This window comes from Ancylobacter pratisalsi (assembly GCF_010669125.1).
GTDB classification, from domain to species: domain Bacteria; phylum Pseudomonadota; class Alphaproteobacteria; order Rhizobiales; family Xanthobacteraceae; genus Ancylobacter; species Ancylobacter pratisalsi.
The window spans coordinates 943,680-962,865 of record NZ_CP048630.1 but is presented as its reverse complement, the minus strand read 5'-3'; the positions used below and the strand labels follow the sequence as shown (position 1 = coordinate 962,865).

Annotated in this window: 16 protein-coding genes and 5 pseudogenes; 13 read left to right on the top strand and 8 right to left on the bottom strand. The window is 65.3% G+C overall.

What is annotated here, in order from left to right:
- Positions 1 to 80 precede the first annotated feature (80 nt).
- Positions 81 to 719, top strand: a complete 639-nt coding sequence (locus G3A50_RS04770) for a ThuA domain-containing protein (RefSeq protein ID WP_163074193.1) — start codon at positions 81 to 83, stop codon at positions 717 to 719.
- A 77-nt stretch (positions 720 to 796) separates the two neighbouring features.
- On the top strand, positions 797 to 1,915 hold the full coding sequence (locus tag G3A50_RS04765) for an MFS transporter (protein WP_163074192.1): 1,119 nt from the start codon (positions 797 to 799) through the stop codon (positions 1,913 to 1,915).
- A 284-nt stretch (positions 1,916 to 2,199) separates the two neighbouring features.
- Here the strand turns inward: G3A50_RS04765 and G3A50_RS04760 are convergent.
- Positions 2,200 to 2,432, bottom strand: a pseudogene (locus tag G3A50_RS04760) (conjugal transfer protein TraD).
- Between the two features lies 1 nt (position 2,433).
- A pseudogene (locus G3A50_RS04755) lies at positions 2,434 to 2,750 on the bottom strand (conjugal transfer protein TraD).
- Between the two features lie 172 nt (positions 2,751 to 2,922).
- On the opposite strand from G3A50_RS04755, the pseudogene traA reads away from it, so the two are divergent.
- Positions 2,923 to 4,464: pseudogene (gene traA, locus G3A50_RS04750) on the top strand (Ti-type conjugative transfer relaxase TraA); the annotation flags it as partial.
- Between the two features lie 418 nt (positions 4,465 to 4,882).
- Here the strand turns inward: traA and G3A50_RS04745 are convergent.
- The 5 genes from G3A50_RS04745 to G3A50_RS04725 all read right to left on the bottom strand — a co-directional run bounded on the left by G3A50_RS04745 (position 4,883) and on the right by G3A50_RS04725 (position 9,362).
- The gene (locus G3A50_RS04745; RefSeq protein WP_163074191.1) at positions 4,883 to 5,635 is read right to left on the bottom strand and encodes an SDR family NAD(P)-dependent oxidoreductase; all 753 of its coding nucleotides are present in this window, start codon (positions 5,633 to 5,635) and stop codon (positions 4,883 to 4,885) included.
- Positions 5,636 to 5,654: 19 nt separating this feature from the next.
- Positions 5,655 to 6,500: a fumarylacetoacetate hydrolase family protein gene (locus G3A50_RS04740; RefSeq protein WP_163074190.1), complete on the bottom strand. Its 846-nt coding sequence runs from the start codon at positions 6,498 to 6,500 to the stop codon at positions 5,655 to 5,657.
- Between the two features lie 68 nt (positions 6,501 to 6,568).
- Positions 6,569 to 7,738 (bottom strand): mandelate racemase/muconate lactonizing enzyme family protein, encoded by a 1,170-nt coding sequence (locus G3A50_RS04735; RefSeq protein WP_163074189.1) that lies wholly within the window; start codon positions 7,736 to 7,738, stop codon positions 6,569 to 6,571.
- Between the two features lie 9 nt (positions 7,739 to 7,747).
- Positions 7,748 to 8,428, bottom strand: coding sequence for an amino acid ABC transporter permease (locus G3A50_RS04730; RefSeq protein WP_163074188.1), 681 nt, complete (start codon positions 8,426 to 8,428; stop codon positions 7,748 to 7,750).
- A 79-nt stretch (positions 8,429 to 8,507) separates the two neighbouring features.
- On the bottom strand, positions 8,508 to 9,362 hold the full coding sequence (locus G3A50_RS04725; protein WP_163074187.1) for a transporter substrate-binding domain-containing protein: 855 nt from the start codon (positions 9,360 to 9,362) through the stop codon (positions 8,508 to 8,510).
- Positions 9,363 to 9,628: 266 nt separating this feature from the next.
- Between G3A50_RS04725 and G3A50_RS04720 the strand changes: the two genes are divergently transcribed.
- On the top strand, positions 9,629 to 10,435 hold the full coding sequence (locus G3A50_RS04720) for a FadR/GntR family transcriptional regulator (RefSeq protein ID WP_163074186.1): 807 nt from the start codon (positions 9,629 to 9,631) through the stop codon (positions 10,433 to 10,435).
- A 62-nt stretch (positions 10,436 to 10,497) separates the two neighbouring features.
- Complete coding sequence (locus tag G3A50_RS04715; RefSeq protein ID WP_246252130.1) at positions 10,498 to 11,445, top strand: aldose epimerase family protein; 948 nt, start codon at positions 10,498 to 10,500, stop codon at positions 11,443 to 11,445.
- On the opposite strand, the gene G3A50_RS04710 is transcribed toward G3A50_RS04715, so the two are convergent.
- A complete protein-coding gene (locus G3A50_RS04710; protein ID WP_163074184.1) occupies positions 11,442 to 12,248 on the bottom strand; it encodes an SDR family NAD(P)-dependent oxidoreductase in 807 nt (268 codons plus the stop codon). The two genes, G3A50_RS04715 and G3A50_RS04710, sit on opposite strands and share 4 nt — an antisense overlap.
- 207 nt (positions 12,249 to 12,455) lie before the next feature.
- Here G3A50_RS04710 and G3A50_RS04705 point away from each other — a divergent pair, with 207 nt between their 5' ends.
- The 8 genes and pseudogenes from G3A50_RS04705 to G3A50_RS22450 form a co-directional block, all read left to right on the top strand.
- A complete protein-coding gene (locus G3A50_RS04705; RefSeq protein WP_163074183.1) occupies positions 12,456 to 13,475 on the top strand; it encodes an extracellular solute-binding protein in 1,020 nt (339 codons plus the stop codon).
- 95 nt (positions 13,476 to 13,570) lie between these two features.
- Entirely contained in the window at positions 13,571 to 14,656 is a 1,086-nt protein-coding gene (locus tag G3A50_RS04700) for an ABC transporter ATP-binding protein (protein ID WP_163074182.1), read from the top strand.
- 11 nt (positions 14,657 to 14,667) lie between these two features.
- Positions 14,668 to 15,537, top strand: coding sequence for an ABC transporter permease (locus G3A50_RS04695; protein WP_163074181.1), 870 nt, complete (start codon positions 14,668 to 14,670; stop codon positions 15,535 to 15,537).
- On the top strand, positions 15,534 to 16,331 hold the full coding sequence (locus tag G3A50_RS04690; protein WP_163074180.1) for an ABC transporter permease: 798 nt from the start codon (positions 15,534 to 15,536) through the stop codon (positions 16,329 to 16,331). The genes G3A50_RS04695 and G3A50_RS04690 overlap by 4 nt, the downstream gene beginning before the upstream one ends.
- A gap of 57 nt (positions 16,332 to 16,388) precedes the next feature.
- Positions 16,389 to 17,606, top strand: a complete 1,218-nt coding sequence (locus G3A50_RS04685) for a mandelate racemase/muconate lactonizing enzyme family protein (protein WP_163074179.1) — start codon at positions 16,389 to 16,391, stop codon at positions 17,604 to 17,606.
- Between the two features lie 20 nt (positions 17,607 to 17,626).
- On the top strand, positions 17,627 to 18,532 hold the full coding sequence (locus tag G3A50_RS04680; RefSeq protein ID WP_163074178.1) for an SMP-30/gluconolactonase/LRE family protein: 906 nt from the start codon (positions 17,627 to 17,629) through the stop codon (positions 18,530 to 18,532).
- A gap of 425 nt (positions 18,533 to 18,957) precedes the next feature.
- A pseudogene (locus G3A50_RS22455) lies at positions 18,958 to 19,061 on the top strand (IS5/IS1182 family transposase); the annotation flags it as partial.
- A pseudogene (locus G3A50_RS22450) lies at positions 19,053 to 19,178 on the top strand (IS5/IS1182 family transposase); the annotation flags it as partial. The pseudogenes G3A50_RS22455 and G3A50_RS22450, both read left to right, overlap by 9 nt.
- Positions 19,179 to 19,186: the final 8 nt, after the last annotated feature.

Here is a 19,186-nt window from a genome sequence, read left to right as displayed (position 1 = left end):
ACAATAAATGTTGTTTTTATCGCAACTTTTGGAACGAGGCGGTGCCTCCTGCCGAAATGAGCGACCGGCGGAGAGCTTTCATGAAACGTTGCTTGATCATTTCCGGCGGTTACGAGCCCCACCGGCCGCACGAGGCCGCCCGCCGCGTCGCCGATCTGCTGGCGGACGAGTTCGAGGTCACGCATTCTTCGCGCCTTGAAAGCTACGCGGAAGAAGATCTTCATGCCTATGACCTGATCGTCCCGAACTGGACGCTTGGCGAGATGAGCGTCGAGGTGAGCAAGCGGCTCTGGGCCGCCATCGCCTCCGGCGTCGGCCTGGGCGGTTTCCATGGCGGCATGCTCGACGGCTTCCGCGGCAATGAGCGCTTCCGCTTCATGGCCGGCGGCGCTTACGCGGCCGAGCCCGGCGGCGTGCGCGACTACCGCGTCGAGGTCCTCGACCGCGAGGATCCGATCACCCGCGACATCCCGGATTTCGACTACCGTTCCGAGCAGTATTACCTGCATGTAGACCCGGCCATCGAGGTGCTGGCCGTCACCCGTTTCACCGCGACGCCCTATCCCTGGCTCGACGGCGTGGCGATGCCGGTGGTCTGGAAGAAGCCGTTCGGCGCCGGCCGCGTCTTCGTCAGCGCGCTGGGCCATGTGCCGGACGAGTTCGATTGCCCGCAAATGAGCGCCATGCTGGCGCGCGGGCTGCGCTGGGCCGCTCGTTGAGCGGCACGCGCCGCACTGCTGAACCTGTCTCCTGCCTGTTCCCGATATCCGACCTTGTCGCCGCCCCGGAGCGAGCCGTGCACCCTTGCGTCTATGTTCTCGCTGTCACCACCTTCGCCATGGCGACGACGGAGTTCGGCATCGTCGGCATCATCCCGCGCATCGCGCTCGAGTTCGCGCTGTCGCTGTCGGAAGCCGGGCGGGTGGTCAGCGTCTATGCGCTGGCCATGGTCGCCGGCGCGGTCGGCATAAACCTGATCGGCCAGCGCCTGCGGGTTCGGGCCATCCTGGTCTATGGCATCCTGCTCTTCGCGGCGGCCAATCTGCTGTCGGCGCTCGCCCCGACCTATCCGCTGCTGATCGCCGGACGGGTGTTCTCCGGCCTCGCGCAGGGCGCGGTCTATGGCCTCGGCACAGCGGCGGCGGCGATCATGGTGGAACGCGCCCGGGCCACGCAGGCGGTGTCGATCGTGTTCATCGGCCCGACAGCGGCGATGGTGCTGGGCGTGCCGCTCGCGGCACTGGTCGGCGACGGCGAGAACTGGCGCCTCGTCTTCGCCGCCATCGGCGGCGTGGCGGTGCTCGCCTTCCTCGTGCTGCACCGGATCATGCCGGATGCCGGCGGCCTCAAGGTCGCCCCGGCCCGGCACCTCGTCGCGCTGCTCGGCAACCGACGCCTGCTCGCGGTCTATGCGGTGACTATTCTCGGCTTCGGCGGCTCGTCGATGGCCTTCACCTATTTTCCCGCGCTGCTGCGTCAGGATGGGCTCGGCACCGGCTTCTTCATGACGGTGTTCGGGCTCGGCACGGTGGCCGGCAACCTCATCGCCGGCCGGCTGAGCGACCGGCTGGGTTTCGCCATCCCGACGCTTGCCGCGCTCGCCGGCGTGGCGGGCTGCCTGCTTTCCCTCACACAGGTCATCGAACTTCCCGCCCTGCTGGCCGTGACATTGTTCCTCTGGGGGCTGTTCGCCTTCAGCCTGCCGGCGCTGCTGCAGACCGAGGCGGTGATGGCCGCGCGCGCGAGCGGGTTGGCGGCGGCGGCATCGAGCCTGAACACCGCCGCCTTCAATGTCGGGATCGGCAGCGCGGCCTTGCTGTCTGGCCTGCTCATCGAGGGGCTCGGCATCGATGTGGTGCCGCTGGTCGGCGCCGTCCTCGCGGGCCTCGCTTTTATCATCACCGCCTTGCTCTGAGCGCCGGCACCCCCTGCCGGCCGCGCGACGCTTCCAAATCTCGCGCCACGATTCGAACGTTTGACGGTCTGCCCGATCCGGACGTTGGAAGAAGCCGCCTCCCGTGACCGGACATTGCAGAGTTCGACAATGGGGTCAGGACTGCCGCAATCCCCACGAAGGAAGATTCTTGGTTGCAGTCATCGAAAAGCGACCATCTGGGCGCGTTTCGGGTTATGAGCCGTTTACCCCCGAGTAACTTGTATGGTTCAAGGCCAATTGAAACGCTGATGTGACGTGATGGTTCATTTCCGCTCGTGGCGGTCTTCTTCGAACGCAGTTCGCCCTTTCACGTTCCACAGGTTGCATGCCCGTTCGGTCTCCTTGCTCCTGAGCTTGGCGGCCACCCAGGGTAGGGCGTCATAGATGACGGCGCGATCTCGCCGGTCAGCTCGACGACGCCCGATTTGACCGCGAGGCCGCCGAGCTCGATCAGATGCCGCGTGCGCCTGCGGCGCTCGACCTGCCAATCCCGCATGTCATGCCGCGCCCGTGCCGCCTGATGACGGTTGCATGCCACCCGGTTGCGCCGGAGCGCTGACCGCGTCGCGTTTAGTTGCCGGTGCAGATCGGCGTGTCCTTCCTTGAAAAAACGCCGCCCCCACGCCTCCCTCCGTCCAGGGTCCTTGGTCTCGGCGAGCACGAGCAGGGCGCCCGCCAATTCTTCGGCAGAGAGCTCGTCGGCGCCGGTGGCGATCACCAGATCGCCGAGTTGCTACACCTTGCGGGTCTTGAGCTCTCGGGCCTTGTCTTCGAGTGCCTTCAGCTCCGCGTCGAAGTCCCGTAGCTTGCGCATGTTCCTCTCCATCAGCAATCGATGGAAGGATGATAGTTGAGCGGGTTGCGGAAGGTTGTAATGTTGCCGGGACAGACTGGGATGGGCTCGTCGCTCCCGAGATTTTTTCGAGGGAGGGCGCGCTTATACGTCGTTCCGACGTGCGCTTCGCCGTGCTGATGTTCGGATCGCGATGGTAATATATCATCTTCACGTCAAGGTTATTGGCCGCAAGGCCGGCTCCAGTGCGGTGGCATCCGCTGCCTACCGTTCGGCCTCAGGGCTGCGCGATGTGCGGATCGATCGCGTCCAGGACTTCTCGGCCAAGCGCGGTGTAGTGCATTCCGAAGTACTGCTGCCGGGCGGGGCGCCCGAGGCGTGGGGCGACCGCGAGCGGCTCTGGAATGATGTCGAAGCCTTCGAGGTCAGGAAGGACGCGCAGCTCGCCCGTGAGGTCGAGTTCGCCCTGCCGCGCGAGATGAGCCAGGCGCAGGGGATCGCGCTCGCCCGTGACTTCGTCCAGGCGGAGTTCGTCGATCAGGGGATGGTCGCCGATCTCAATGTGCATTGGGATGTCGGCGAGGACGGCATGGCCAAACCCCATGCCCATGTCATGCTCACAATGCGGTCGGTCGACGAGGACGGCTTCGGCCCGAAGGTGCGCGAGTGGAATGCGACCCAGATGGTGGAGCGCTGGCGCGAACGCTGGGCCGAACTCGCCAATGAGCGGCTGGCCGAACTCGACATTGACGCGCGCATCGATCATCGCAGCCTTGAAGCGCAGGGCATCGCGCTGGAGCCGCAGGGCCAGATCGGTGCGCCAGCCCAGCGCATTGAGGCGGAGGGGATCGAGGCCGCCGATCGGGCGGAGGTTCATCGTGAGATCGCGCGCGGCAATGGCGCGCGCATCCTCGCCGATCCGTCGATGGCACTTGATGCCATCACGCAACAGCAGTCGACCTTCACCCGGCAAGACATGGAGCGGTTCGCGCATCGGCACAGCGACGGCATCGAGCAGTTCAATGAGGTGATGGGCGCGATGGGCCGTGCGCCTGATCTCGTCGAGCTCGGCGAGGATGGACGGGGCGAGGATCGCTTCACCACCCGGCAGATGATCGAGGCCGAGCAGCGCCTGCACAAAGCTGCCGAGCTCATGGCGGAACATGAGCGCCATGCGGTGAGGGATGCTGACAAGAATGCCGCTCTGGCGCGTGCCGAGCAGCGCGGCCTTGTTCTCTCCGTTGAGCAGTCCGACGCGCTGTCGCACATCACCGGCAGCGGCGATCTCGGCATCGTCGTCGGTTATGCCGGAACGGGGAAGAGCGCCATGCTGGGTGTCGCGCGCGAGGCCTGGGAAGCGGCCGGCCTGGAAGTTCGTGGCGTCGCGCTCTCCGGCATCGCGGCGGAGAACCTGGAGAGCGGATCGGGCATTGCGTCCCGCACCATCGCCAGCCTCGAACATGGCTGGAACCAGGGCCGGGATCTGCTCACCTCACGCGATGTGCTGGTGATCGACGAGAGCGGCATGGTCGGCACGCGCCAGCTGGAACGCGTGCTCTCCCACGCCGCGGAGGCCGGCGCGAAAGTCGTGCTGGTCGGCGATCCGCAGCAGCTGCAATCGATCGAGGCGGGCGCCGCCTTCCGCTCGCTCGTTGAGCGCCATGGCGGCGCGGAGATCAGCGAGGTCCGCCGCCAGCGCGACGACTGGCAGCGCGACGCCACGCGCGATCAAGCCATGTTCTGCTGCGGTCGTTGGTCCCGCGGCCGCGGCGATAGCCTAGGCGGATGCCAGGCCCGATCAGCTCCCATTCCGGAGCATCTGACCATGGCAACTCCGACCGGCTAGTGCGACTTGAGAGCGTGCTACGACGTCGAGCCATGGTGCATTTTCATTGCCAAATTCGCTGCTAATAGTGGCATGGAAACGGCTCAGACGCGATGAGACGAGCCTTAGTGAAATCTAGCATTAGCAAGGAGTTTCGTGCGATATCAGCGCAAGTCACTTAGTGTCAGGTATCGCCCTCCAACGGCGAAAACCGGGGTTCGATTCCCCATGGGCGCGCCAAAGCTACGACATATCACGAAGTGACCGCCAATTGCGTCCCGCTTTGACTTCGGCTGGAGTGGATGCCGCCGGTCGCCCGGCGGCGCCTTTAGTAGACGGCTCGGCCGCCGGAGATGTCGAAGACGGCGCCGGTTGAGAAGGCGCAGTCCTCGGAGGAGAGCCAGGCGATGAGGCCGGCGGCCTCGTCGACGGCGAGAAAGCGGTTCATCGGGATCTTCGAGAGCATGTAGTCGATATGCTCCTGCTTCATCTGGTCGAAGATCTCGGTCTTCGCCGCCGCCGGGGTGATGGCGTTGACGAGGATGTTGGAGGTCGCCAGTTCCTTGCCCAGCGACTTGGTGAGGCCTATCAGCCCGGCTTTGGAGGCCGAGTAGTGCGAGGCGGTCGGGTTGCCTTCCTTGCCGGCGATCGAGGCGACGTTGACGATGCGCCCCCAGCCGTTCTTCAGCATGGCGGGAACCACCGCCTTGCAGGTGAGGAACGGGCCGACGAGGTTGACGTCGACCACCCGGCGCCAGGTGTCGGTGTCCAGCTCCCACAGCCTGGCATTGCCGCCGGTGATGCCGGCATTGTTGACCAGGATGTCGATCTTGCCATGCGTGCCGGCAACCGCCTCGGTGGCTGCCGTGACGGAGGCCTCGTCGGTCAGCTCGACGACATGGGTCGACACCGTGCCGAGCGGGGAGAGCGCGGCCTTCGCCTCATCGAGCCGGGCGGCATCGATGTCCCACAGCGCGACTGCGGCGCCCGATTTGAGCATGCGCTCGGCCGTGGCGTAGCCGATGCCGCGCGCGCCGCCGGTGATGATGGCGACGCGGCCCTTGAGGTCGATGGTGTTCATGAAGGCTGCTCGCTCGTTCTCACGCCGCCGGGACGGTGGTCTGCCGCTGTTCGCCAAGGCCGGAAATGGCCAGGCGCATGGTCTGGCCGGCCTTGAGATAGACCGGCGGCTTCTGCCCCAGCCCGACGCCCGGAGGCGTGCCGGTGGAGATGACGTCGCCCGGCTGCAGGCTCATGAACTGGCTGATGTAGCTGACGATGGTCGGCACGTTGAAGATCATCGTGCGGGTCGAGCCGGTCTGGTAGCGCTTGCCGTCGACCTCCAGCCACATGTCCAGCACGTGCGGATCGGTGATCTCGTCGGTGGTCACCAGCCAGGGCCCCATCGGCCCGAAGGTGTCGCAGCCCTTGCCCTTGTCCCACTGGCCGCCGCGCTCGATCTGGAAGGCGCGCTCGGACACGTCGTTGATGACGCAATAGCCGGCCACGTGATCATAAGCGTCTTCGACCGAGACGTATTTGGCGGTCTTGCCGATGACGATGCCGAGCTCGACCTCCCAATCGGTCTTCACCGACGTGCGGGGGATCTCGACATTGTCATAGGGACCGACGATGCAGCTGGTGGGCTTCATGAACAGCACCGGCTCGTCGGGGATCGGCATGCCGGCCTCTTCCGCGTGGTCGGTGTAGTTCAGCCCGACGCAGACGAACTTGCCGACCTTCCCCACGCAGGCGCCGATGCGGGGATTGCCCTCGACCGCCGGAAGCGAGGCCGGATCGATGGCGCGAAGGTGCGCGAGGCTCTCCGGCAGCAGCGCCTCTCCGGCGATGTCGGACACATGGGCGGACAGGTCGCGCAGCGTACCGCTGGCGTCCACAATGCCGGGGCGCTCCTGCCCGATGGCGCCGTAACGAACGAGTTTCATTGACGTTTCTCCTTCTGATTGTGTCCCGGAGGGCGCGCGGGCGCGCTCCGGCTTTATGGCGGCAGCGGTCAGACCGATGCGAAGAGCGAGGCGGGGGCGGGGGTGAAGCGCGCGAGCGGCTCGGGATCGAGGGCGACACCCAGACCCGGGCGGGCGGGAATGCGCAGCCGGCCCTCGTCGTCCAGCACGAAAGGATCGGCGACGATGCCATCGATATAGGCGCTGCCGCCGATGAACTCGACGAGATCGCAATGGGGCAGGGCGGAGGCGAGCTGGAGGTCCGCGGCCAACCCCAGCGCGGTGTTCCAGCCGTGGCCGACATAGCGCAGGCCGAAATCGTCGGCGAGCCAGGCGATGCGCCGCTGCTCGCTGAGGCCGCCGACCTTGGTGACGTCCGGCTGCACGATGTCGAAGGCGGCGACGGACAGCCAGGGCAGGAAGCTCTGCCGGCGTGTGAGCACCTCGCCCCCGGCGATCGGCACCGGGCTCGCCTGCCGCAGCGTGCGGAAATCCTCCAGCGCGTCCGGGCGCAGCGGCTCCTCGAACCAGCCGACCTCATAGTCGCGCAGCATCTGCGCAGTGTTGAGTGCCCATTTCAGCCCCTGTGGCCAATAGGCGTCGGAGGCCCCCGCGTCGACGAAGAGCTTTGCATCGGGGCCGGCTGCCTCGCGCGCAGCACGCACGATCGCCTCATCCAGTTTCGCGCTGTCGCGACGGCCGAACGGCCCCCAGCCGATCTTGAACGCCTTGAAGCCGCGCGCGCGGTGCGGGCCGATGAGGTCGCCCATGCGCTCGGGCTCGTCCATAAGCAGTGAGCAATAGGGCGTCACGCGGTCGCGATAGGTGCCGCCGAGCAGCCGCCCGACCGGCTGGCCGAGCGCCTTGCCGAGAATGTCCCACAGCGCGATATCGATGCCGCTGATGGCATGGGTGAGGCTGCCACCGCGCCCCATCCAGAAGCTGTTCTGATTTAGCTTCTCGCTGACGCGCTCGGGTTCGAGAGCGTTCTCGCCGCGCCAGAGTGGCTCCAGCACATCGACGGCAGCCTGTGCCAGCCGCCCGTCGGTGAACACGCTGCCATGGCCTGTGAGGCCCTCCTCGGTGTGCACAGCAATGAGCGCATGCACCGAATCCTCGGGCTTGATCTCGGCCGACCATCCCCCTTTCGGACTTTCGCCCAGCAGGGGCGCGACCACGATGGAGCGGATGGTGACTTTCGGCAAGGCGATGTCGGGCATGATGCGAACTCAGGACTTTCGGTCTGGCGCAGACCAGCCGCGCTGCGACCAGCGCTCCAGCCGGCGTACGAGAAGGGCGGCGGGAAAGCCGACCGAGAAATAGAGAAGGGCGGTGACAGTGTAGACGGTGAAATACTGGTAGTTGCGCGCGGCGATGATCTGCCCGGAGAACATCAGCTCTTGCACCGTGACCACGGAGGCGAGGGCCGTATCCTTGAACAGGGCGATGAGATAGTTGCCGAGGGCGGGCAGAACCGTGCGGAATGCCTGCGGGAAGATGATCTTGATGAAGGTGACCGTCCGGCCGATACCGAGGCTCTGAGCGGCCTCATACTGGCTCTTCGGCACCGCCTGAATACCGGAGCGGTAGACCTCGCTCATGAATGCGGAATAGTTCACGGTCAGGCCGATAATCGCCGCCGTGACCGGCTCCAGCCGGATGCCGGCGCTGGGTAGCACATAATAGATGTAGATGAGCTGCAGGATCAGCGGCGTGGCGCGGATGAACTCGACATAGAAGTCCGCCGGCCAACGGATCCATCGAGCGGGCGACATCCGGGCGAGCGCCAGCGGGATGGCGAGCACTCCGGCCAGTAGGATCACGACGACGGTGAGAAAGGTCGTTATGGCAAGGCCCTGCAGGAAGACGGAGCCATATTCATCGACGACGGAGAAATCGAGAAGGTTCATGAAGCGATCCGCTGCTCAAGCGGGAGAGGGCAGGCGGGGCCAGGGCCCCGCGCGCCGGGCCGACGGTGGAGGAGGGCCGTCAAAGCGGGAAGAAGAACAGGTTGCGGTTGGTCAGTCCGTAGCTCTTGAGAATCGCGGAGGCCTGACCATTGCCGCGCACTTCGGCGAGGCCCTGGGTGAAGGCGGCGCGCAGCGAGCAGTCTTCCTTGCGCAGCGCGTAGCGGGCATAGCCGTAGCCATATTTGAAGATCAGCTCGTCCGGGATCGTGACGTTGGCGACGATCTCGATCGGGGCCGATCCATTGGCCTTCATGAACTCGATGATCTTCACGTCATCGTCGAGGATGGCGTCGACGCGGCCGGTTGAGATGGCGGCGAACTCCTCGGCGTCGGTCTGGAACGCGGTCACCGCGACGCCGATCTTGCGCAGATACTCGTCCGCCGCCGAGCCGGCGATGGCGCCCACCTTCTTGCCCTTGAGGCTGCCGAAAGAGGTGATGCCCGCTGGATTGCCCTTCGCGACCACGATCGCCGGGCCATACCACCAGGCCGGGCCGGAGAAGGAGACTGCCTTGAGGCGGTCCGGCGTGACGTGGATGTTGGCGGTCACGATGTCGATGCGCTTCGCCAGCAGTGCCGGGATGAGCTGGCCGAACGGCATGACCTCATATTTAAAGTCGGTGACGCCAGCCCATTTGAGCGCCGCTTCCACCAGTTCGACGTCGAGCCCGCCGGCCTTCTTGGTGGCGGGGTCGAGCGAGGAATAAGGCGGAGAAGGCGAGAAGCCGAGGGTGACGCCTTCGGCCTTGGCGCGGGCCAGGGACGCATCGCCGCAATTGTCGAACAGCGGCGGGGCCTCGAACTGGAACTCCTGTGCGCTCGCGCTAACGCTGACGACGGCCGCGAGCAGGGCCGCCAACATGGTCTTGAGCATGCCGTTCTCCTGATCTGGATAGGCCGGCCGATGCCGACATAAAAATATTATTTAATGAGCGCAGAATGTCCAGATGCTTTTACATTAGCCGCCCTTGTTCGGCTTTAAAATATGATTTAAATTCATTTTATGGCCAGCCTCCTGCGCCGACGGGCCATCAACTCTTGTGCGGGTGCGGGATATCGCTTAGCGCAGGAGCGATGCGGCCGCCGGTTTCGCGCCGGCCCGCGCCGCAGTTTCAGTCAAGACGCAAGACGGAGAGCGCCGTGACGGAGCGCCCATCGACGCCGCGCAAGCGCCCTGAGACAGCTGAGGCCGGCGATGAGCGGCCGGCGCGTCCCGTGCGCCCGTCGGGCTATCGCATCAGCGGGGTGCAGGGCCATGTCATCACAGAGCTCGGCCGCGCCATCGTCTCCGGCCGCTTTGCGCCCGGCGAATTACTGCCGCGCGAGCCGGATCTCATGGCGGAATTCGCGGCGAGCCGTCCGTCGCTTCGTGAGGCGCTCAAGGTGCTGGCTGCCAAGGGGCTGATCGAGATGCGCCAGAAGGTCGGCACGCGGGTGCGTCCGCGGGACCTGTGGAACACGTTCGACAGCGATGTGCTCGCCTGGCATTTCGGCGACGGGCGCGGATCGGCCGAGCTGCGTGACACCATGATGCGCGATTTGATCGAGCTGCGACTGATGATCGAGCCGGCTGCCGCCCAGCTCGCCACCGGCCGGGCGACCATCGAGGATCTGCGCCGGATCCGCGCGGCGCTCCATGCCATGGAGGCATCCAGCGGCGATCTGGTCAGCTACGCCCATGCGGACGTGGCCTTCCACATGGCCGTGTTCGCAGCCAGCCATAATACGCTGCTCGGCACCTTCGCCCATCTCGTCGCCGACTTCCTGCATCTGAGCTTTTCGATCCAGCAGCAGGCGCTGAAGGCCGACAAGAGCGTCGAGGATGATATCGGTCAGCACCGGGCAGTGTTTGAGGCGATAACCGGCGGCGAGGGCGAGGCGGCGGCGAGGGCCATGCGTGACGTGATCCTCGACGGCAAGGATTCGCTGCTCGCGGCACTGAAGTGAGCGAGGCGCCGCTTGCGCTCGACTGGGCGCACGGCTCGTTGCGCGTATTTCCGGAGGGCGCCATGCTGGCTGAACTGGTGTTCCGGCTGCCGGATGGCCCGTTCGCGCCTTTTGCCCGCCCGCATTGGTCGCCCGACGATCCCTCGCTGTACGGTCTGCCGGCGCATCTGCGCTATCTCGGCGCGGAGTTCGTGTGTCTGCCCTTCGGGGGCGGCGGGCCGCTGGAGGAGATCGCGCCGTCGTGGAGAGGGATCGGGCTTGAGCGGTTCAACGATCCCGCACACGGTCTTGCCGCCAATGAGGTGTGGACCGTGGTGGATCGGGGCGGCGACCAACTTCGCCTGACGCTGGACTATCCGCCCGAACATGCGGTCCGGCGGCTGACCCGGACGCTGACGGTGAGGCCGGATGAGCCGGCGCTTGACCTTGAACTCATGATCGAGGCCCGGCGCAGGGCCCGATTCTCTCTTGGTCTGCACCCGATCCTGTCGCTGGATGTTGCGCCGGGAAGCTTGCATCTCAAGGCCCGCTTCCGACGTGGGTTGACCTATCCGGCCTGCGTTCCCGGCGCGGCGATGCGCGCCGCCGTTGGCTGCGTGTTCGGGGGTCTGGAGCGCGTGCCGGCACGGTCCGGCGGATTCGTCGATCTGGGCTGCCTGCCCAAGGCGGAGCCGATGGAGGATGTGCTCCAGCTTTGCGGGGTCGAGTCGCCGGTCGAGGTGGTGTTCGCTGAGCGGGGAGCGGCGCTCACGATCGACTGGGATCGCGAAAAGCTGCCCTCGTGCCAGCTCTGGATCAGCGACCGAGTGCTGGCGGATGTACCCTGGGGCGGGCGCTATAGGGGGCTCGGCATCGAGCCGATCGCCTCCTGTTTCGACTTCGCCGAAGCGGTCTCGCTGGACGATAACCCGATCGCCGCTGCCGGCACGCCGACCGGTCTCTGCGCCATACCGGAAAGGCCGCTGATCGTCCGCTACAGCCTCGCGGCGCGCCCGGTCGCAGGTCGCTAGAAGGTTGACGAGACGCCACCGTCGACCAGCAGGATCTGACCGGTGACGTACCGCGCATCGTCCGAGCACAGGAAGAAAGCCGGGCCGGCAATGTCGGCGGGCGTGCCGGGGCGTTGCAGCGGGATGCGGCCATATTTGATGTAGATGTCGCGGAACCAGTCGGTCTCGTGCTCGTGGCCGCTCCCGTCCGGCAGCTGTGCCATCTGCGTGTCGATGAAGCCCGGCGCAAGGGCGTTGACCGTGATGTTCTCCGCGCCCAGATCACAGGCGAGGGCGCGGGTGAAATTGACCAGTGCGCCTTTGGCAGTGGCGTAGGCCAGCGAATCGTGGGTGCCGCGTACGCCCTGTATCGAGACGATGTTGAGAATCTTTCGGTTGTGCTGCGCGCACCGCATAAGCGGCAGCAGGGCGAGCGTGACCCGGACCGCGCCGTCCTGGTTGATGTCGAGCACTCGGCGGTAGTGCTCGAAGCTCATGGTGTCGATCCCGGCGGAATCGAGAATGGCAGCGTTGTTGACGAGGATGTCGCAACGTCCATACCGGGCCTCGATGGCCCGGGCGCAGGCAGTCACGGAAGCGGGATCGGCAATGTCGCCGCGCAACGCCAACGCGTTCGGCCCTAGGCCGGCGGCAACTTCCCGGGCTTCGGCTTCCGCAATGTCCAACACCACCACCTGCGCGCCCTCAGCGGCGAAGCGCTCGGCGATGGCGCGGCCGATCCCGCGCGCGGCTCCCGTGACGACGGCGACCCGCCCGTCGAGGCGGCGCGCGGCGGAGATGCCAGGGGAGGTCTCGGTCGTCATGGGGGCTCCGGATCGCTCGCGCGGCAGATAACTGCCGAATAAAATATGATATTTATCTTCAGCGCCAGCTGGTTCCGGCTCTCTGGGTGAAGGGATGGCATATGTGAGAAGGTATTTCCAGCCTTGTTGGGGGCAAAGTGAATTGACCGAGGATAATAAATATGATTTTTTTACATCAGCCAAACGGCACCAGATGGAGGACGGACGATGAATTGGATGTCGAGGGCGGCGGCCGCGTCGCTCACCACGCTCACCCTTCTCACCTCGGCGGCGGCAGTCGCGCAGTCGAAGGGCGAAGTGCGCCTGCTTGCCTATGAAGGCTATGCCGATCCGGCCTGGGTCGAGGAGTTCGAGAAGGAGACCGGCATTGCCGTCAAGGTGACCTATGTCGGCGGCGTCGACGAGCAGATCGCCAAGATGAAGGCGTCGAACGGCAAGGACTATGATGTCGTCACCATCGATACCGCCAGCCTGAAGGCCTATGCCGACCAGAAGCTGATTTCGCCGATCGACAAAGCCAAGCTCACCAGCGCCGCCAACCTTCTCCCGGAATTCAAGTCGATGGCGAATGCGACCTTCGACGGCGCCACCTATGGTGTGCCGTGGGCCTGGGGTTCGCTCGGCATGGTTTATGACAAGAAGACCTTCCCGACCGCACCGGAGAGCTGGGAAGTGCTGTGGGACCCGCAGTACAAGGGCAAGGTCATTTCGCTCGACGACGCGAACAACGCCGTGAATTTCGGCGCCATTGTGCTCGGTATCAAGGATCCGTTCCACCTCGACGACGCTCAGTTCGCGCAGGTGAAGGACAAGCTGATCGCGCTGAAGCGCAACCTGCTGACCTATTTCGCCGGCTTCGACGAGGGCACCACCATCTGGAGCGAGAACGATGTGGTGCTGATGTTCTCCATGGGCGAACTTGCCGCCGTGAACCTGCAGAAGAAGGGCTTCGACGTCGGCTATACCATCCCGAAGGAGGGCGCGGTCGGCTGGCTCGACAATCTCTCGGTCAGCGCCGGCACGCCCAATCCTGACGCCGCCTATGCGTGGATGAACTTCGTGCTCCAGAAGAAAATCGGCGCAAACATGGCCAAGAAGTTCGGCTACGGCTCGACCACCGATGCGCCCGAAGGCATGGACTATGCGAGCCGTCTGATCTGGGCGGACAATCCCGAGGACTATACCCGCCGTCAGGCGGTCTGGAACGAAGTCAAAGCGGCCGAATAGTCGTTGCCTTCGACAGAGCCGGCCCGACGGGACGGCCACGACCTCGGGCGGCATCTTGATGCCGCCTTCCTCGACAGGATGACGGAACCACAAGCGTGCAGCCTCTCCTCCATCTCAACAACGTCTCGAAACGCTATGGCGCGGTGCGTGTGCTCGACGGCATCGACCTCACCGTGGCCGACAACGAATTCCTCACCATTCTCGGGCCTTCCGGCTCTGGCAAGACTACCATCCTGCGCCTCATCGGCGGCTTCGAGGGGATCGACGGCGGAAGCCTGATGTTCGAGGGGCGCGACCTCTCCGCCGTGCCGATCAACCGGCGCCCCTTCAATACGGTCTTCCAGGACTACGCGCTGTTCCACCACATGACGGTCGCCGAGAATGTCGGCTACGGCCTGAAGGTGCGCGGGCGCCCGAAGGCGGAGATCGCCCAACGTGTCGCCGAGGTGCTGGATACGGTCGGGCTGGGCTCCCTCGGAGGGCGCTATCCCGCGCAGATGTCCGGCGGCCAGCGCCAGCGCGTGGCGCTGGCCCGCGCCATCATCTGCGAGCCGCGGCTCATCCTTCTCGACGAACCCCTGTCGGCACTCGATGTCGAATTGCGCGCGCAGATGCAGCGCTTCCTCAAGTCGTTGCAGCGCCGGCTTGGCATCGCCTTCGTCTTCATCACCCACGACCAGGAGGAGGCGATCGCGCTGTCGGACCGCATCATCGTGGTCAATCGCGGCCGCATCGAGCAGGAGGGGGCGCCGGAAGAGCTGTATCGCCGGCCCCGCACGGCGTTCATCGCTTCGTTCCTCGGCGACAACAACCTGATCGCCGGTACGCTCGCGACCGTCGACGGACACCTCTGCGCGATCGACACCGCCGCCGGCCGCCTCGCCGCGACGGTGGACGGGCCGGCGCTGGAGAAAAGCAGCGCGGTTCTGCTCGCGGTGCGGCCCGAGCATATCCGCCTCGACGTCGAGCATGCCGGGGCGCAGGGGCTGGCAGCGGAAGTGACCGATATCCGCTTCCTCGGGGCCAATGTGATCATCGAAGCGGTGAATGCCGCGCTCCCGGATGTCTTGATCAAGGTGCGGCGCCTGGCCGACGGCTCCGCCGCCGGGCTCCGCACCGGCTCGCGGGTCCAGCTGAGCTGGGACCCTTCCGACGCCACGCTGCTGCCGGCGGCCGGGTGAGGGAGGGCGCGATGAACACCTCCCGGTCCGGTTCACGACAGGATCTGCTGCGCGCCGGGCTCTCCCATGCGTTGAATCTCGGCCTGCCGCTGCTCTTCGTGGTGATGCCGATACTCTCCTTCGTGATGGTGAGCTTCTGGACACTCCGGGACGGGCAGATCCTTCTCATCCCGACGCTCGCGAACTACCGCGCCTTCTTCACCGAGGGCAGCTATCTGCCTGTCTATCTGCAGACGGTCGGGCTGTCGCTGCAGGTCACGCTGGTGAATGTGGCGCTCTCCACCGCCATCGCGCTGTTCATATTCCGGCGTCCCCCGCGCATGCGCTTCCTGATTCTGATGAGCTTCATGCTGCCGCTGTTCATGAGCTACATCATCAAAGTCTATTCGATTCGCTCCATTTTGGGGCAACGCGGGTTGCTGAACGAAGCCATGCTGGGGCTCGGGCTGATCGATCAGCCGATCGAGGCGCTGTTGTTCTCGCGGACCGCCATCTTCATCGCGCTCGCGGTGCTGTATCTGCCCTATGCGATCCTGCCGATCTATCTGGCATTGGATCGCATTCCGGCGAACTACCTTGCCGCCTGCGCCGACCTCGGCGCCACGCCGCTGCAGACGCTGCGCGACGTCGTCCTGCCCCTCGGGCGGCCGGGCATCGCGGCGGGCGCGGTATTCACCTTCATTCTCACCTTCGGCGATTTTGTCACTCCGCAAATGGTCGGCGGCACGCAGGGATTCACCTTCGGGCGCATCGTGTTCAGCCAGTTCGGCCTCGCTCTCAACTGGCCGCTCGGCTCCGCTCTTGCCGTCATTCTTCTGGTCACCACGCTGCTTGCGGTCGCGCTGGCCGGCCTCAGCATCCGGCGGGAGCATGTGCGATGAAGCAGAAGGCGCCCTTCATCGACGCGGTGCTCGGTTTTATCGCCGCCGTCGGCCTTATCGCGCTCTATGCGCCGCTGTTGGCGACCGCCGCTATCTCGTTCTTCCAGGTGGTGCGGGTGCGCGGCAAGCTGAGCTTCGCCTCCTTCTCGCTCGAGCCCTATGTCGCGCTGCTCGGCAATGCGGAGATCCTATCCGCACTGTTCACGTCCCTCGTCGTGGCGACGCTGGCGAGCCTGTTGTCGCTGGTGCTGGCGCTGATGTTCGCCTTCTACTTCGTCTCGGCGCGGCGCAGCCTCGGCATGGCCATGCAGATCATGGTGTTCCTGCCGTTCCTGCTGCCACCGATCATCACCGGCCTGTCACTGCTGATCGCCTTCCGCGAGATCGACCTCGGGCGCGGGCTGGTCACCATCATCATCGCGCACATCGTCTTCATCGTGCCGGTGGTGTACCGCACGGTGCTGGTGCGCCTGCAATTGCTGGGCAGCAGCTTCACCGAGGCTTCGCTCGATCTCGGCGCCTCGCGCGTACAGACGCTGGCCTACGTGATCCTGCCTCAGATGCGGCCGGCGCTGATCTCCGGCGTGCTTCTCGCCTTCGCCATCTCCTTCGACGAGACGCTGATCACTCTCTTCGTCGCCGGCTCGGAGACGACGCTGCCGATCCGCCTGTGGGCGATGATGCGGGTCGGTTTCGTACCGGAAATCAACGCTCTGGCGACGCTGATCCTTCTGTTCACCGCCGCCATTACCTTTGCCATCGGACTGATGCAACGCGCCGGCGAACGCGGCTGACACGCCGCACCGCCGTGCCTGCTACACCATCCCGCTTTTCGAGAAAAGACGCGTCCCATGAAGATCGAAACCGTCGATTTTTTCTATCTCGCCATGCCCGAGATCACCACGGCCGCCGATGGCAGCCAGGATGCGCTGGTCGTGCGCGTGGCGGCCGGCGGACATGTCGGCTGGGGTGAGTGCGAGGCGGCGCCGCTGCCCTCCATCGCCGCATTCGTCTGCCCGATGTCGCATGGGGCGTGCCAGCCGGTCCGCAATTCCGTGCTCGGCCAGCGTCTCGATGGCCAGCAGGACATCATCCGCATCGCGGCACAGATCGAATATGACAGCATGGACCTGCTGCAGGCCACGCATACCTGGTCGGGCATCGAGATGGCGCTTTGGGATCTGCTCGGCAAGGCGCGCGGCGAACCGGTCTGGAAGCTGCTCGGCTATGACCGTTCCTGCCGCAAGACGCCTTACGCCTCGCAACTCTTCGGCGACACGCCGCAGGAGACGCTGGAACGCGGCCGGCGCTCGCGCGCGGACGGCTTTCGTGCGGTGAAGTTCGGCTGGGGCCCGATCGGGCGTGGCGCGCTCAATGTCGATGTCGACCATCTCGTCGCCGCCCGCGAGGGGCTGGGCGCGGATGGAATCCTCCTCGTCGATGTCGGCCAGATCTTCGGCGAGGACGTCGAGCGCGCGTCGGAGCGCCTTCCGGCCCTCGAGGCGGCGCGCGCCACCTGGCTGGAGGAGCCGTTCGCTGCCAGCGCCTATAGCGAATATGCCGCGCTCGCCGCGCGCAGCACGGTGAAGATGGCCGGCGGCGAAGGCGCCCACAATTTCCACATGGCCCGCAATCTCATCGATTTCGGTGGCATCGGCTACGTGCAGATCGATTGCGGGCGCATCGGTGGCATCGGCCCGGCCAAGCGGGTGGCCGACCATGCGCGAGCCAAGGGCGTCACCTATGTGAACCACACCTTCACCTCGAACCTCGCGCTGAGCGCCTCGCTTCAGCCCTACGCCGGCGTGGCGGAGGCGACGCTTTGCGAATTTCCGGTGGCGCTGCAACCGCTCGCGGTGGAGCTGACAGCCAACCACATCGAACGCGACGGCAATGGCGAGATCACGGCGCCCGAGGCGCCGGGCCTAGGGGTGGAGATCGATCAGGCCGCTCTGGATCGATACCGGGTTGATATCGAAATCTCCGTCGGAGGCCGGACCTTGTTCAGCTCGCGTGCTGGAGGCGACCCGGGCAAGGCCGGCATGACGGCGATGGACGTGGCGTCCTGAGACATGGGGAAGGGCGGACGATGACCCGCGGACCGATCTCGTCGCGCCCAACCTTTTGGGTCGCCGCTCAAACCGGGGACGCACTCGGGGAGGCACCGCTTTGGCATCCCGTGGATGGCCACCTCTACTGGCTCGACCTGGCCCTTGCGCACCTGCACCGCATGGACGGCGAGGGGAGGGTCAAGACCCGCCGGATCGATCGTCCGCCGCCGCTGGGCGCTATCGTCGCCGGGGATGGACCCGGCCGCCTCGTACTGAGCGCCTCCGATGGCTTGTGGCTGTACGACTGGGAGCGCGACGACATGGAACCGCTCTGCCATCCCGAAGTAGGACGCGGCGGCATCGGTTATAATGATGCCAAGGTCGACCGGTGGGGACGCCTCTGGATCGGTACGAGCGATCTCGCCGAGACCGATCCACGGGGTGCGCTGTGGTGCTGGGCACCTGGATCGCCTCCCGTGTTGGCGGACAGCGGCTTCACCGTGGTCAACGGACCGGCCTTCTCGCCGGATGGCGATGTGCTCTATCTCAGCGACAGTGTTGGACGGCGAATTCTTGCCTATGATCTCGCGCCCGATGTCGTCGGTCTCCGCAATCGCCGGGTTTTCGCCGAAATGGCGATCGACGAGGGTTATCCAGACGGACTGACCGTTGACGCCGACGGGGGCGTCTGGGTGGCGCACTGGGATGGCTGGCGGGTTACCCGCTTTTCGTCGGATGGGGAGCGTGTGCTTGTAATGCCTTTGCCGGTACCGCGCCTTACGAGTGTTGCCTTTGGTGGGAGGGGGCAGGCTGTTCTTTTTGCCACCAGCGCGCGGCTGGAGCTGACGGCTCCGCTGCTGGAAGCAGCTCCGCTCTCCGGCTCGCTTTTCGCCGTGCAAACGGGCTTCGTGGGGATCGCCGAGCAGACATTCAGAGGCCGGTGAAAATCAATCCTCGGGCAAACAGTCGCTCCGAGGAGAGGGTGTGCTGTAGTCGGTCATCTAGAGCGGCGCCGCAAACCTGCCATTCCAAGACGACTCCCTGAGGTGCCTACCCATTATCCCTTCGCAGAAGACCAGGTCGCCACCCGTCTAATTGAGGGCAATTTCAACGATATAGGTGTTCCTGGTTTCGACTTGGTCGGCGCGCCAGCTTCAATAGGTTAGACTTTGGCTGGCTGCGAAAAATCGGAACGTACGGAATAGACGTCCCCACGCTCGCTTGAGCCGTGATGGGCTTTATGGACCCCTTCGACGACGAAGGGCGGCAAATCCTAGGCGCAGGTCCCCTCATCGGCGGGCTGCGATATGATTCAGGCTCCCCGAAGAGGCTGAGTGGGAGCGGTCTTTATTGGCTAACGGACGAGCGGATGGCGCGTCTGTCACCGTATGTTCCCAAGAGCCACGGGTCGATGACCGACGGGTGCTGAGCGGGATCATCTTCGTCAATCGGAACGGGCTGCGCTGGCGCAACCGCATCGAGATCATGTTTCACCGCCTCAAGGATTGGCGCGGCGTCGCAAGCCGTTACGACCGATGTCCAACCGTCTTCTTCTCGGCTCCCGCGGCCACCGTGCTCTTCTGGCCGTGATCAGCTTG

Excerpts from the sequence above, each read along its gene's own strand:
- G3A50_RS04740 (WP_163074190.1), bottom strand. The coding sequence starts at position 6,500 with ATGAAACTCGTTCGTTACGGCGCCATCGGGCAGGAGCGCCCCGGCATT.
- G3A50_RS04725 (WP_163074187.1), bottom strand. The coding sequence starts at position 9,362 with ATGCTCAAGACCATGTTGGCGGCCCTGCTCGCGGCCGTCGTCAGCGTT.
- G3A50_RS04705 (WP_163074183.1), top strand. The coding sequence starts at position 12,456 with ATGAATTGGATGTCGAGGGCGGCGGCCGCGTCGCTCACCACGCTCACC.
- G3A50_RS04690 (WP_163074180.1), top strand. The coding sequence starts at position 15,534 with ATGAAGCAGAAGGCGCCCTTCATCGACGCGGTGCTCGGTTTTATCGCC.
- G3A50_RS04770 (WP_163074193.1), top strand. The coding sequence starts at position 81 with ATGAAACGTTGCTTGATCATTTCCGGCGGTTACGAGCCCCACCGGCCG.
- G3A50_RS04745 (WP_163074191.1), bottom strand. The coding sequence starts at position 5,635 with ATGAACACCATCGACCTCAAGGGCCGCGTCGCCATCATCACCGGCGGC.
- G3A50_RS04685 (WP_163074179.1), top strand. The coding sequence starts at position 16,389 with ATGAAGATCGAAACCGTCGATTTTTTCTATCTCGCCATGCCCGAGATC.
- G3A50_RS04730 (WP_163074188.1), bottom strand. The coding sequence starts at position 8,428 with ATGAACCTTCTCGATTTCTCCGTCGTCGATGAATATGGCTCCGTCTTC.
- G3A50_RS04695 (WP_163074181.1), top strand. The coding sequence starts at position 14,668 with ATGAACACCTCCCGGTCCGGTTCACGACAGGATCTGCTGCGCGCCGGG.
- G3A50_RS04710 (WP_163074184.1), bottom strand. The coding sequence starts at position 12,248 with ATGACGACCGAGACCTCCCCTGGCATCTCCGCCGCGCGCCGCCTCGAC.
- G3A50_RS04680 (WP_163074178.1), top strand. The coding sequence starts at position 17,627 with ATGACCCGCGGACCGATCTCGTCGCGCCCAACCTTTTGGGTCGCCGCT.
- G3A50_RS04715 (WP_246252130.1), top strand. The coding sequence starts at position 10,498 with ATGCTGGCTGAACTGGTGTTCCGGCTGCCGGATGGCCCGTTCGCGCCT.
- G3A50_RS04735 (WP_163074189.1), bottom strand. The coding sequence starts at position 7,738 with ATGCCCGACATCGCCTTGCCGAAAGTCACCATCCGCTCCATCGTGGTC.